This is a genomic window from Enterobacter sp. UCD-UG_FMILLET, assembly GCF_000762975.1.
Classification (GTDB): domain Bacteria; phylum Pseudomonadota; class Gammaproteobacteria; order Enterobacterales; family Enterobacteriaceae; genus Enterobacter; species Enterobacter dykesii.
On the sequence record NZ_JRJC01000001.1, the window covers coordinates 74,125 to 87,299 of the forward strand.

The following is a 13,175-nucleotide window of genomic DNA, read 5'->3' on the forward strand; positions in this document are numbered from 1 at the left end:
TGGGGGGAGATATATATTTATCTCCTCTCCCGGGTTTGCCTGATGACGGCTACGCCTTATCAGGCCTACTCAATTGTAGGGCGGGTAAGCGTAGCGCCACCCGCCTTGTTGTTACTTTTTCTTCACCGGGCGTTTCCAGCCCTGCTTGCTGACCTGCGGAACGCGGCTTAACACCAGCTCGTTCTCGGCCACATCGCGCGTAAGGGTTGTTCCGGCGGCGATAGTCACTCCGTTACCCACGGTAACAGGCGCCACCAGCTGCGTATCGGAGCCAACGAACACGTCGTCACCGATGATGGTTTTAAACTTATTCGCGCCGTCATAGTTACAGGTAATGGTCCCTGCACCAATATTCACGTTATTGCCAATTTCCGCGTCGCCCAGATAGGTTAGATGACCGGCTTTTGAGCCTTTACCCAGACGCGCTTTTTTCATTTCCACGAAGTTACCCACGTGAGCGCCTTCCAGCAGCTCAGCGCCCGGACGCAGACGCGCAAACGGGCCGATGGTACAGGCCGCGTCCAGACGGGCATCTTCCACCACGCTGTACGGGCTAATTTCGCAGTCGTCACCGATAACGCTATTTTTAATCACGCAGCCGGCACCAATTTTGACGCGATTGCCCAGCGTGACCTGACCTTCGAGGATAACGTTAGTATCAATTTCAACGTCACGACCGTGAGATAACGAACCACGCAGATCGAAACGCGCCGGATCGCGCAGCATCACGCCCGCCAGCAGCAGTTTTTCGGCCTGCTCGGACTGATAAATACGCTCAAGACGGGAGAGCTGAAGGCGGTTGTTTACGCCGTCCGTTTCGCTGATCCGCGCCGGATGAACGGCGGCAATTTCACGCCCTTCGTGGTACGCCATCGCAATGATATCGGTGATGTAGTATTCACCCTGCGCGTTGTTGTTATTGAGCTTCGACAGCCAGCGCTTCATATCCGCGCCGTTGGCAATCAGGATACCGGTGTTGATCTCCTGAATCTGGCGCTGTTCGTCGCTGGCATCTTTATGCTCAACAATCCCCGTGACGTTGCCGTTTTCACGGGTGATGCGGCCATAACCGCTTGGATCGTCCAGCACGACGGTTAATAAACCGATGCCGCCCTGCGGTTTGGCTTCACGCAGGCGAGTCAGTGTTTCAACGGAGATCAGCGGGACATCGCCGTAGAGCATCAAAATGTCTTCGTCATCCGCAAAGAAAGGCGCAGCCTGCTGCATCGCATGGCCTGTGCCCAGCTGTTCGGCCTGAAGCACCCAGTTGAGCTTGTCATCGCTCAGCGTCTTTTTAAGCAGATCGCCGCCGTGGCCGTAGACCAGGTGGACCTGACTGGCACCCAGTTCGTTGGCTGCATCAATGACATGCTGCACCATTGGCTTTCCTGCAAGCGTGTGGAGCACCTTTGGCAGATCGGAATACATGCGGGTCCCTTTGCCAGCGGCAAGGATCACCACGCTCATCGCACTGTTTGACATACGCATCCTGACGGTAGTTTGAGTGTGAAGTAAAAACGTTTGATGCTCAAAATTCTACATCTTTTTCATCATGAATTAAGGCCGAAAAAAAAAGCCAGCCTGGTATCCAGACTGGCTTTTGTGCTTTTCAAGCCGGTGTTACATCGCTTTTTTGGTCAACTCGATAACGCGCAGTTTCGCGATCGCTTTGGCCAGCTCCGCAGACGCCTGAGCGTAATCCACGTCACCATGAGAGCTGCTAATGTGCTCTTCAGCCTTACGCTTCGATTCCAGGGCTCGCGCTTCGTCGAGATCCTGTCCACGGATAGCGGTATCGGCCAGAACGGTCACACTGCCAGGCTGCACTTCAAGAATGCCGCCGGACAGATAGATAAACTCTTCGTGACCGAACTGTTTAACGATGCGGATCATACCAGGCTTAATGGCGGTGAGCAGCGGTGCGTGACCCGGGAAAATACCCAGTTCACCTTCACTACCCGTTACCTGGATTTTTTCGACCAGACCAGAGAACATTTGTTGCTCTGCGCTGACGACGTCCAGGTGGTAAGTCATTGCCATATCACCCTCCGATTAAGGCGTTAAAGTTTTTTGGCTTTTTCCACGGCTTCGTCGATGGAACCAACCATGTAGAACGCCTGCTCAGGCAGGTGATCGTATTCGCCTTCCATGATGCCTTTAAAGCCACGGATGGTGTCTTTCAAGGAAACGTATTTACCCGGAGAACCGGTGAATACTTCCGCAACGAAGAATGGCTGGGACAGGAAGCGCTGGATCTTACGCGCACGTGCTACCACCAGTTTGTCTTCTTCAGACAGTTCATCCATACCCAGGATGGCGATGATGTCTTTCAGTTCCTGGTAACGCTGCAGCAGGGACTGTACGCCACGCGCGGTGTCGTAGTGTTCCTGACCAACAACCAGTGGATCCAGCTGACGGCTGGTGGAGTCCAGCGGGTCAACGGCCGGGTAGATACCCAGAGACGCGATCTGACGGCTCAGTACCACGGTTGCATCTAAGTGCGCAAAGGTGGTTGCTGGAGATGGGTCAGTCAAGTCATCCGCAGGTACGTATACCGCCTGAACGGAGGTGATAGAACCGGTTTTGGTAGAGGTGATACGTTCCTGAAGAACACCCATCTCTTCCGCCAGCGTAGGCTGATAACCTACCGCTGAAGGCATACGACCCAGCAGTGCAGATACTTCCGTACCGGCCAGGGTGTAACGATAGATGTTATCAACGAACAGCAGAACGTCACGGCCTTCATCACGGAACTTCTCAGCCATCGTCAGACCGGTCAGCGCAACGCGCAGACGGTTTCCAGGTGGCTCGTTCATCTGGCCGTAAACCAGGGATACTTTGTCCAGAACGTTGGAGTCGGTCATTTCGTGGTAGAAGTCGTTACCCTCACGAGTACGTTCACCTACGCCCGCAAACACGGAGTAACCGGAGTGCTCGATCGCGATGTTACGGATCAGCTCCATCATGTTTACGGTTTTACCAACACCCGCACCGCCGAACAGACCGACTTTACCGCCCTTCGCGAACGGACACATCAGGTCGATAACTTTGATACCGGTTTCCAGCAGTTCCTGAGAGCTGGACAGCTCTTCGTAGGAAGGTGCCGCGCGGTGGATAGCCCAACGCTCTTCTTCACCGATGTCGCCTTTCATGTCGATTGGCTGACCCAATACGTTCATGATACGACCCAGTGTTGCTTTACCTACCGGGACTTCGATCGGGTGCTCAAGGTCTTTAACTTCCAGACCACGACGCAGACCGTCGGAAGAACCCATCGCGATGGTACGCACGATACCGCCGCCGAGCTGCTGCTGAACTTCCAGCACCAGGCTCTCGTTACCATTCTGTACCTCAAGCGCGTCGTACACGCGTGGTACGGCGTCCTGAGGGAACTCGACGTCCACCACGGCGCCGATTACCTGGACAATCTTTCCAGTAGCCATCTTGAATCCTCTACGTAATTCGTAAACCTGGTTAAACCGCGGCGGCCCCCGAGACGATCTCGGTGAGTTCCTGAGTAATGCTGGCCTGACGAGCTTTGTTGTAAACCAACTGCAGCTCTTTAATCAGGCTGCCGCCATTATCGGTCGCGGCTTTCATCGCCACCATTCGTGCGGCCTGCTCGCTGGCCAGGTTTTCTACAACGCCCTGATAAACCTGAGATTCAACGTAACGACGCAGCAAGGTATCCAGCAGCGGTTTCGGATCGGGTTCATACAGGTAATCCCAGGCTTTTTGCTTCAGCTCGTCATCTTCTGATGCCGGTAACGGCAGCATCTGAGTGAGCGTTGGAACCTGAGACATGGTGTTAATGAATTTGTTGCTGACAACGTACAGTCTGTCCAGACGGCCTTCATCATAGGCCTGCAACATCACTTTAACCGGGCCGATCAGTTCGGACAGGGACGGGTTATCACCCATACCGGTCACCTGAGCGACAATGTTGCCACCAACGGAGTTAAAGAAAGAGACGCCTTTAGAGCCGATCATTGCGATATCGCACTGAACGCCTTTTTCAGACCATGCTTTCATATCCGCCAGCAGTTTTTTGAACAGGTTAATGTTCAAGCCGCCACACAGACCACGGTCGGTCGACACCACCAGGTAGCCCACGCGCTTAACGTCGCGTTCTTCCAGGTAAGGGTGCTTATATTCCAGATTACCGTTTGCAAGGTGACCAATCACTTTGCGCATGGTTTCTGCATAAGGACGGCTGGCCGCCATGCGATCCTGCGATTTACGCATTTTGGAAGCGGCGACCATCTCCATCGCTTTAGTGATCTTTTGCGTGTTCTGGACGCTTGCGATCTTACTACGTATCTCTTTTGCGCCGGCCATGAGCTTCTCCTCAATGCCAGGCGGCTTGTCCTGAGACAAGCCGCCGGACGATTACCAGGATTGGGTTGCTTTGAAGGAATCGAGGATAGCTTTCAGCTTGCCTTCGATTTCGTCGTTATAGCCACCGGTCTGGTTGATCTCTTGCATCAGCGGAGCGTGATCACGGTCGACGTAAGCCAGCAGAGCGGCTTCGAAGCTACCGATTTTCGCCAGTTCCACATCTTCGAGGTAACCGCGTTCAGCCGCGAACAGTACCAGGCCCTGCTGAGCAACAGACATTGGTGCGTACTGTTTCTGCTTCAGCAGTTCGGTCACTTTCTGACCGTGGCTCAGCTGTTTACGGGTTGCTTCGTCCAGATCGGATGCGAACTGAGAGAACGCAGCCAGTTCACGATACTGTGCCAGCGCGGTACGGATACCACCGGACAGTTTCTTGATGATCTTGGTCTGAGCAGCACCACCAACACGGGATACGGAGATACCCGGGTTAACCGCCGGACGAATACCGGAGTTAAACAGGTTGGTTTCCAGGAAGATCTGACCATCGGTAATGGAGATTACGTTGGTCGGAACGAACGCAGAAACGTCACCCGCCTGGGTTTCAATGATCGGCAGAGCGGTCAGAGAGCCCGTTTTACCCTTCACTTCACCTTTAGTGAAGTTCTCGACGTATTCCGCGTTTACGCGGGATGCACGCTCCAGCAGACGAGAGTGGAGGTAGAATACGTCGCCAGGGAACGCTTCACGTCCAGGTGGACGACGGAGCAGCAGGGAAACCTGACGATAAGCAACAGCCTGTTTAGACAGGTCATCGTATACGATCAGTGCATCTTCACCGCGGTCACGGAAGTATTCGCCCATTGCGCAACCGGCATATGGCGCCAGGTATTGCAGTGCAGCGGATTCAGACGCAGTTGCTACCACAACGATGGTGTTAGACAGTGCGCCGTGCTCTTCCAGTTTACGAACCACGTTGGAAATGGTGGACGCTTTCTGGCCGATGGCCACGTACACACATTTGATGCCGGAGTCACGCTGGTTGATGATGGCGTCAATAGCCATCGCGGTTTTACCGGTCTGACGGTCACCGATGATCAGTTCACGCTGACCACGACCGATTGGGATCATGGCATCAACGGACTTATAACCTGTCTGAACAGGCTGATCTACGGACTGACGGTCGATAACGCCCGGTGCGATAACTTCGATTGGGGAGAAGCCATCGTGCTCAACCGGACCTTTACCGTCGATTGGCGCACCCAGGGTGTTAACAACGCGACCCAGCAGGCCACGGCCAACCGGCACTTCCAGAATACGGCCAGTACACTTAACCTTCATGCCTTCGGCGAGGTCAGCGTATGGACCCATCACAACTGCACCTACGGAGTCGCGCTCCAGGTTCAGTGCGATAGCGTAACGGTTACCCGGCAGGGAAATCATCTCACCCTGCATACAATCGGCCAGGCCGTGGATGCGGATAACACCGTCACTTACAGAAACAATAGTACCTTCGTTGTGAGCTTCACTCACAACACTGAACTGAGCAATGCGCTGCTTGATCAGTTCGCTGATTTCGGTGGAATTCAGTTGCATGCTCCAGTCCCCTTAAGACTGCAAGACGTCTGCAAGGCGTTCAAGACGGCCGCGTACGCTGCCATCAATGACCATATCACCCGAACGGATGATTACGCCTGCCATTACAGACTTATCGATTTTGCAATTCAGCTTAACTTTGCGTGACAGACGTTTTTCCATCGCGGCGGTGATTTTCGCAAGCTGTTCATTACTCAGTTCAGTCGCAGAAGTCACTTCGACTTCAGCGGTTGCTTCACTAAGGGCACGTAAGTGCTCAAACTGCTCGAGAACATCCGGGAGCACACGGAGACGACCATTTTCTGCCATCACCTTAATCAGGTTCTGGCCGTTGGCATCCAGTTGCTCTCCGCACACGGCGATAAACGACGCGGCGAGAGTTTCAGGTGCTAACGCACCGGAAAGCAACTCAGCCATTTGTTCGTTTTTAGTCACCTCAGCGGCAAACGCCAGCATATCCTGCCAGCGATCGACATTTTGGTGTTCGACAGCAAAGTCAAAAGCTGCTTTGGCGTAGGGGCGAGCTACCGTAACAAATTCAGACATCAGCCCCTCCCTCCTTACAGTTCAGCGACAAGTTTGTCCACGATGTCGCTGTTAGCAGCTTCATCCACGGAACGTTCGATGATCTTCTCGGCGCCAGCAACAGCCAGAATCGCAACCTGCTTACGCAGTTCTTCACGAGCACGTTTACGCTCAGCATCAATTTCTGCCTGAGCCTGTGTCACGATCTTAGTACGTTCCTGTTCTGCTTCAGCTTTGGCTTCGTCCAGGATCTGAGAACGGCGTTTGTTAGCCTGTTCAATGATTACCTGAGCTTCAGCTTTCGCTTTTTTCAGCTGGTCTGTCGCGTTGGCCTGTGCAAGGTCCAAATCTTTCTTAGCGCGTTCTGCGGAAGCCAGACCGTCAGCAATTTCTTTCTGACGTTTTTCGATGGCAGCCATTAAAGGCGGCCATACATACTTCATGCAGAACCAGACAAAGAGAATAAACGCGATGGCCTGGCCGAGGATTGTTGCGTTCATGTTCACAGCACAATACCTCTTTAATTTCTGTGGCTTAGGGTTTTAAAACTACTACTACGCGACAGCAAACATCACGTACAGACCCAGACCTACAGCGATCATTGGGATAGCATCCACCAGACCCATAACGATAAAGAACTGAGTACGCAGCAGAGGAATCAGATCAGGTTGACGCGCTGCGCCTTCCAGGAATTTGCCCCCGAGGATGCCGATACCGATCGCAGCACCGATAGCCGCCAGACCCATCATCACAGCGGCAGCCATGTACAGCAGATCCATATTCAGGTTTTCCATGACAGTCTCCAGTTTGTTTCAATTAAAACGTAGTAGTGTTGGTAAAAAATCAGTGCTCTTCAGACGCCATCGACAGATAGACGATCGTCAGAACCATGAAGATAAAGGCTTGCAGCGTAATGATCAGGATGTGGAAAATGGCCCACGGCACATTCAGAACCCACTGTGACCACCACGGCAGAAGACCCGCGATCAGAATGAAAATCAGCTCACCCGCATACATGTTGCCGAACAGTCGCAGACCCAGTGAAACAGGTTTGGACAGCAGGCTAACGCCTTCCAGGATCAGGTTGACCGGAATAAACGCCCAGTGGTTGAACGGCTGCAAGGTAAGCTCTTTCACAAAGCCGCTTACGCCTTTCATTTTGATGCTGTAGAAAAGAATCAGGATAAATACGCCCAGCGCCATCGACAGGGTGATGTTCACGTCCGCAGACGGTACAACACGCAGCGCTGGCAGGCCGAAGATGTGCTCACCGATGAACGGCAGCAGATCGATTGGCAGCAGGTCCATCAGGTTCATCAGGAAGACCCAAACGAACACGGTCAGGGCCAGCGGAGCAATCAGCTTGCTCTTACCATGGTACATGTCTTTGACGCTGCCATGGACGAAGCCGATGATCATTTCGATGAAGGTCTGGAATTTCCCTGGTACACCGCTGGTCGCTCGTTTAGCAACACCGCGGAACATGGCCAGGAACAGAAGACCCAAAACCACCGAGAAGAACATGGAATCGATGTTGATCGTCCAGAAGGTGGCCGGGGGGTTATGTGGATCCACCAGCGAGAATGTACGCAGGTCCAGCTGAAGGTTATTCAGATGGTGACCTATGTAATCCTGCGGCGTCATATTTTCTGAAGCCATGATGCCTTTTACCCTTTGTTATTGATTACAGCTGGAGCCAGAACTTGTACCACCAGCACCAAAACCCACGTTGCTATCAGCGGCATGAAGACCACTTTCAAAACCGCCAGCGCCATCACCAGTAGAGCAAAGGTCAGCAACACCTTACACACTTCGCCGAGGGCGAAGGACCAGGCCACGCGGCCTTTGGCGGGTGTATGCGCCTGATGACGCCAGGCAAAAATCATAAACAACACGTTTGGCAGCACAACCGCCAAACCCCCGCACACGGCGGAGATGCCCCAGAAGGGGTCTTTGAGGCTAAACAGCAGTCCACTTGCTATCACAGCCAGAAACTGAATGAACAGAAGCTTACGAGCAACGTTTCTACTCAAGAGCGACACAGACATCACGTTTTTACTCCTGCTCCCTTCGAGGTATGCCGCGTGTCGTATAAAACGTCCTTTAAGGCTCAGAGTCAAGCATCAAAAAGCGGTCAAATTATACGGTGCGCACCCGTGATTTCAAACATTAAGTAGCGAAAAGGTGAATAAATGTTTAAATATTTTTCCCCACCGCTATTTTTTAACTTTCGCTGAAAGCGTCAACCTTCGACCAAAACTGCAAACAGCGCGAAAACGTTGGCGATAAAGCGTGCACGAGATCACAAAACACACATTTGCGATAAGGTTGTATTTATCAAAGGCGCAAATCGCACAAATTTATCTTTATGAAATTAAACGCAAAAGGCCGTAACTATTTTCAAAACAGCCCAGTACACAATAAAAACCTTTTATTGACATTCTTAATAAATAATTAACATTGCGTTCTGGTTACTGCCTTCCACTTTTAGCAGACTTATATTTTCACAGATGACTATCTTCTCGGTGAATAAAAGTCGCCAGGTTAATCATAAGAAAAACCTTAGTAAAAAAGAGGTTAAAAGCCCGCCGGTAAATCCTCTGTATTTGTGCTGTTTTTTAACATGCGAAGAACAGCACAAATTCCACATTTTTTATTAATTTTTTAAAAATTGTTTGGCTTAATTATCACCAGATGACGCTCCCCATCGAGCTGAGGAATGTATAATTTCTCGATAGATTCAACAGCAAAACCGTCCGGAAGCTGCTCAATCTCATCGCCTGGCAACTGCCCTTTCAGCGCATAAAAGCGGCCGTTCTCTGCAGGCAAGTGCTTACACCAGCTCACCATGTCATTGAGTGAAGCAAACGCGCGGCTGATAACACCGTCAAACGGCGGCTCTGCCGGGAACTCCTCTACCCTGCTCTGCACGGGCGTGATGTTTTCAAGCTTCAGCTCATGCTGTACCTGACGTAAAAAGCGCACGCGCTTGCCAAGGCTGTCCAGCAATGTGAAGTGGCTCTCAGGGCGAACAATCGACAGCGGAACGCCCGGTAAACCCGGTCCCGTCCCCACATCAATGAAACGCTCACCTTTCAGCCACGGGGCAACCACGATGCTATCGAGAATATGGCGTACCAGCATCTCGTTGGGGTCGCGTACGGAGGTCAGGTTGTACGCTTTGTTCCATTTGTTCAGCATATCGACATAGGCCACCAGCTGATTTTTCTGGTGATCGGTGAGCGAAATACCTGCCTGATCCAGCAGACGAGAGAGTTTGTTGAGCACGGTGAATACCTGTTGAGAGTTTTTTTGCCCGGTGGCGCTGCCGCTTACCGGGCCTACGAATAAGTAGGGCGGGTCAGCGAAGCGCCACCCGCCAAAAGCAATGTCAATTACGCGCTGCGGCGCAGCATGCCCTGCTTTTTCAGCCAGACCAGCAGAATGGAAATCGCCGCAGGCGTGACGCCGGAGATACGGGATGCCTGGCCGATCGATACCGGTTTGTGATCGTTCAGCTTGGCGATCACTTCGTTGGAGAGGCCCGTCACCTGGCGGTAGTCCAGCATTTCCGGCAGCAGCGTGTTTTCGTTACGCTGCTGTTTTTCGATCTCATCCTGCTGACGCGCGATGTAACCTTCGTACTTCACCTGGATCTCAACCTGCTCTGCCGCTTCAGCGTCTTCCAGGCCCGGCGCGAACGCGGTCAGTTTGACCAGGTTCTCGTAGGTGACTTCAGGACGGCGCAGTAAATCTTCACCGCTGGCCTCGCGCGACAGCGGCGCTGTTAAGTGAGCGTTTACTTCGGCAGCGGTTTCCGCCTGCGGATTCACCCAGGTGGTTTTCAGGCGCTGACGTTCCTGTTCAATGCGCTCCAGCTTTTCGTTGAAGCGCGCCCAGCGTTCGTCATCAACCAGACCCAGCTCGCGGCCCATTTCGGTCAGACGCAGGTCGGCGTTATCTTCACGCAGCATCAGGCGATATTCCGCGCGAGAGGTAAACATACGGTACGGCTCTTTGGTACCCAGCGTGCAGAGATCGTCAACCAGCACGCCCAGATACGCCTGAGAACGGCCTGGTGCCCAGCCCTCTTTCTCAGCAGAGAAGCGCGCGGCGTTCAGACCGGCAAGCAGGCCCTGTGCAGCCGCTTCTTCGTAGCCGGTGGTGCCGTTAATCTGCCCCGCGAAGAACAGACCGTGGATGAACTTGCTTTCCAGGGTTGGCTTCAGGTCGCGCGGATCGAAGAAATCGTACTCAATAGCGTAGCCGGGGCGGACGATTTTCGCATTTTCCATTCCCTGCATTGAGCGAACAATTTGCATCTGCACATCGAACGGCAGGCTGGTGGAGATGCCGTTCGGGTAAATTTCGTTTGAGGTCAGCCCTTCCGGCTCCAGGAAGATCTGGTGCTGGTTACGATCGGCAAAGCGCATCACTTTGTCTTCGATCGACGGGCAGTAGCGTGGACCGATCCCTTCGATCACGCCGGCATACATGGGGCTGCGATCGAGGTTGTTGCGGATCACATCATGAGTTTTCTCGTTGGTATGCGTGATGTAGCACGGTACCTGCTGCGGATGCTGAGCCGCATTGCCCATGAACGAGAACACCGGCATGGGGTTATCACCGTGCTGTTGCGCCAGCACGCTGAAATCAATGGTGCGCGCATCAATACGCGGCGGCGTGCCGGTTTTCAGGCGGCTAACGCGCAGCGGCAGTTCACGCAGACGGCGAGACAGTGGAATAGACGGCGGATCGCCGGCACGGCCACCGCTGTAGTTATCCAGACCGATATGAATTTTACCGTCAAGGAAGGTGCCCACGGTCAGCACCACGGCTTTCGCGCGGAATTTGAGGCCCATCTGGGTCACGGCGCCCACGACGCGATCGTTCTCAACGATAAGATCTTCAACCGCCTGCTGGAAGATCATCAGGTTCGGCTGATTCTCCAGAGCGGTACGCACTGCCTGACGGTAAAGCACGCGGTCTGCCTGAGCACGGGTCGCACGCACAGCGGGACCTTTACTCGCGTTTAGTATCCTAAACTGGATGCCAGCCCGATCGATCGCTTTCGCCATCAGGCCGCCAAGTGCATCCACTTCTTTTACCAGGTGTCCTTTCCCAATGCCGCCAATCGCCGGATTACAGGACATTTGTCCCAGCGTGTCGATATTGTGTGTCAAAAGCAGGGTCTGCTGACCCATACGCGCTGCGGCCATTGCGGCCTCAGTGCCTGCGTGACCCCCGCCAATGATGATGACGTCAAAAGGATCCTGATAAAACATGGTGGTCTGCCTCGCGTAAAGCGGTATGAAAATGGATTGAAGCCCGGGCCGTGGATTCTACTCAACTTTAGTCTTTCGAGAAAGCATTGGGATCCTGGGCTATTAAAAAGAAGATCTTTTTATTTAGAGATCTGTTCTATTGTGATCTCTTATTAGGATCGCGAACCTGTGTGGATAAGTCCGATCTCACAAAGAAGATCATGCAGTTAGAAAGGATCGTTTGCTGTGAATGATCGGTGATCCTGGACAGTATAAGCTGGGATCAGATCGCGACTTTATACACAGGGCAAAAACGACACAACAGTTGTTCTTTGGATAACTACGGGTTAATACGAGCTTTTAACCAGAGTTATCCACATCTGTTCGCGCGATCTTTAATCGTTTTTGAGTAAATTTTTCCATTCCGCGAGCCAGATCTCGGCTGGATCCTCCGGAATGTCATGATCGAGGATGTTGATCTTGAGCGTTTCACCCAGCTGTTTTGCTCCGCAGGAGGTGACAGCGGCTTCAACTTTCTCTATTGCCCCGCAAAAGGTGTCATATTCACGACTGCCGATCCCCACCGCGCCAAAACGGACGTTTGACAGGTCGGGCTGCTGTTCCAGCAGTTCGTCGTATAAAGGTTGCAGGTTATCCGGCAGATCGCCCGCGCCGTGCGTGGAGGTGATCAGCAGCCAGACCCCGTCAGTCGGGAGATCTTCAAGCAAGGGACCGTGCAGGGTTTCCGTAGAAAAGCCCGCATCTTCCAGCTTTTCAGCCAGGTGTTCCGCTACGTATTCCGCACCACCAAGGGTGCTGCCGCTGATAAGGGTAATGTCCGCCATTGATCGCTCGCCCAGATAAAGAGACGGCCATTGTACGCTGTGAACGAGCTGGGATCTACCTGTGGAAAATGTGGGAATGAATTTGCCCGATCAAGGGCGGATGGTACGCATGATCGGGTTTTGCAGGGAGATCAGCGTCTCGGTGGACTGAATTTCATCGATTGTTTGGATCTTGTTGATAAGTACCTGCTGGAGGGCGTCGATGGATCGGCACATAACTTTAATAAAGATGCTGTAGTGCCCGGTGGTGTAGTACGCCTCGGTGACTTCATCCAGCGCGTTCAGCTTCGCCAGAGCGGAAGGGTAGTCTTTGGCGCTTTTAAGAATGATGCCGATGAAGCAGCAGACGTCGTAACCGAGATGTTTAGGACTGACGTCAATGCGTGCGCCGGTAATGATCCCCGCCTGCTTCATCTTTTCTACGCGGACGTGAATGGTTCCCGGGCTGACGCTAAACTGTTTTGCCAGTTCGGCGTAGGCGGTACGGGCATTGGCCATTAACGCCTCCAGAATGCCGCGGTCGAGATTGTCGATCTGATAATTTTCCATAGCTTTTTCTTATGAAGATTAATGAATCATTCTATTCTAGCGTTTAATTTTATCGAATCAA

General features: G+C 52.8%; 14 protein-coding genes. All 14 read right to left on the reverse strand.

The window, feature by feature from the left end; all coding sequences use genetic code 11:
* Window positions 1-111: 111 nt before the first annotated feature.
* The 14 genes from glmU to asnC all read right to left on the reverse strand — a co-directional run bounded on the left by glmU (window position 112) and on the right by asnC (window position 13,114).
* Window positions 112-1,482, reverse strand: coding sequence for a bifunctional UDP-N-acetylglucosamine diphosphorylase/glucosamine-1-phosphate N-acetyltransferase GlmU (gene glmU / locus LA04_RS00320; protein WP_047650036.1), 1,371 nt, complete (start codon window positions 1,480-1,482; stop codon window positions 112-114).
* 138 nt (window positions 1,483-1,620) lie between these two features.
* Window positions 1,621-2,040, reverse strand: a complete 420-nt coding sequence (locus tag LA04_RS00325; protein WP_006177560.1) for a F0F1 ATP synthase subunit epsilon — start codon at window positions 2,038-2,040, stop codon at window positions 1,621-1,623.
* Between the two features lie 20 nt (window positions 2,041-2,060).
* Window positions 2,061-3,443: a F0F1 ATP synthase subunit beta gene (gene atpD / locus LA04_RS00330; protein ID WP_006177559.1), complete on the reverse strand. Its 1,383-nt coding sequence runs from the start codon at window positions 3,441-3,443 to the stop codon at window positions 2,061-2,063.
* Window positions 3,444-3,474: 31 nt separating this feature from the next.
* Complete coding sequence (gene atpG / locus LA04_RS00335) at window positions 3,475-4,338, reverse strand: F0F1 ATP synthase subunit gamma (RefSeq protein WP_008500191.1); 864 nt, start codon at window positions 4,336-4,338, stop codon at window positions 3,475-3,477.
* A gap of 51 nt (window positions 4,339-4,389) precedes the next feature.
* Window positions 4,390-5,931, reverse strand: coding sequence for a F0F1 ATP synthase subunit alpha (gene atpA, locus LA04_RS00340; protein WP_006808751.1), 1,542 nt, complete (start codon window positions 5,929-5,931; stop codon window positions 4,390-4,392).
* Between the two features lie 12 nt (window positions 5,932-5,943).
* Window positions 5,944-6,477, reverse strand: coding sequence for a F0F1 ATP synthase subunit delta (gene atpH / locus LA04_RS00345; RefSeq protein WP_023309790.1), 534 nt, complete (start codon window positions 6,475-6,477; stop codon window positions 5,944-5,946).
* A gap of 14 nt (window positions 6,478-6,491) precedes the next feature.
* The gene (gene atpF / locus LA04_RS00350) at window positions 6,492-6,962 is read right to left on the reverse strand and encodes a F0F1 ATP synthase subunit B (RefSeq protein WP_014072436.1); all 471 of its coding nucleotides are present in this window, start codon (window positions 6,960-6,962) and stop codon (window positions 6,492-6,494) included.
* 48 nt (window positions 6,963-7,010) lie between these two features.
* Complete coding sequence (atpE, locus tag LA04_RS00355) at window positions 7,011-7,250, reverse strand: F0F1 ATP synthase subunit C (protein ID WP_000429386.1); 240 nt, start codon at window positions 7,248-7,250, stop codon at window positions 7,011-7,013.
* 49 nt (window positions 7,251-7,299) lie between these two features.
* Window positions 7,300-8,115 carry a F0F1 ATP synthase subunit A gene (gene atpB, locus LA04_RS00360; RefSeq protein WP_008500193.1) on the reverse strand — a complete coding sequence of 272 codons (816 nt, stop codon included), beginning with the start codon at window positions 8,113-8,115 and terminating at the stop codon, window positions 7,300-7,302.
* 8 nt (window positions 8,116-8,123) lie between these two features.
* Window positions 8,124-8,504: a F0F1 ATP synthase subunit I gene (atpI, locus tag LA04_RS00365; protein WP_008500194.1), complete on the reverse strand. Its 381-nt coding sequence runs from the start codon at window positions 8,502-8,504 to the stop codon at window positions 8,124-8,126.
* Between the two features lie 616 nt (window positions 8,505-9,120).
* Window positions 9,121-9,744, reverse strand: coding sequence for a 16S rRNA (guanine(527)-N(7))-methyltransferase RsmG (rsmG, locus tag LA04_RS00370; RefSeq protein WP_047650038.1), 624 nt, complete (start codon window positions 9,742-9,744; stop codon window positions 9,121-9,123).
* 107 nt (window positions 9,745-9,851) lie between these two features.
* A complete protein-coding gene (mnmG, locus tag LA04_RS00375; protein ID WP_024907889.1) occupies window positions 9,852-11,741 on the reverse strand; it encodes a tRNA uridine-5-carboxymethylaminomethyl(34) synthesis enzyme MnmG in 1,890 nt (629 codons plus the stop codon).
* 374 nt (window positions 11,742-12,115) lie between these two features.
* Window positions 12,116-12,565, reverse strand: a complete 450-nt coding sequence (gene mioC, locus LA04_RS00380; RefSeq protein WP_023309786.1) for an FMN-binding protein MioC — start codon at window positions 12,563-12,565, stop codon at window positions 12,116-12,118.
* A gap of 90 nt (window positions 12,566-12,655) precedes the next feature.
* Complete coding sequence (asnC, locus tag LA04_RS00385) at window positions 12,656-13,114, reverse strand: transcriptional regulator AsnC (RefSeq protein WP_047650040.1); 459 nt, start codon at window positions 13,112-13,114, stop codon at window positions 12,656-12,658.
* Between the last annotated feature and the right edge of the window lie 61 nt (window positions 13,115-13,175).